Raw genomic sequence first — 283 nt, forward strand, 5'->3', positions numbered from 1 at the left:
GCCGCAGCATGTAGCCATTATAATGGACGGCAACGGCAGATGGGCTCGCAGTCAGGGCAAGCCAAGGTCCGACGGCCACCGCGCCGGGACCGACAATGTCAGACGTGTCATCGAGACCTTCGCTCAAGCCGGCGTACGATATCTTACGCTGTTCGCGTTTTCCACGGAAAACTGGGAGCGCCCCACGGACGAGATCGAGGGTTTGCTTGAGATCCTTCGTGAGGTTATCGGGCGGGAGTCGATGCTGCTTCACCGACAGGGCGTGCGGATTCAGCACGTCGGG

1 protein-coding gene is annotated in these 283 nt (G+C 60.8%); it reads left to right on the forward strand.

The annotated features are described in order from the left end of the window. A partial coding sequence (gene uppS, locus PZC42_RS20860; RefSeq protein WP_277214003.1) for a polyprenyl diphosphate synthase occupies positions 1-283 on the forward strand: 283 nt, incomplete at both ends.

Origin of the sequence: Isoptericola croceus (genome assembly GCF_029382255.1) — a bacterium.
Lineage (GTDB): Bacteria > Actinomycetota > Actinomycetes > Actinomycetales > Cellulomonadaceae > Isoptericola > Isoptericola croceus.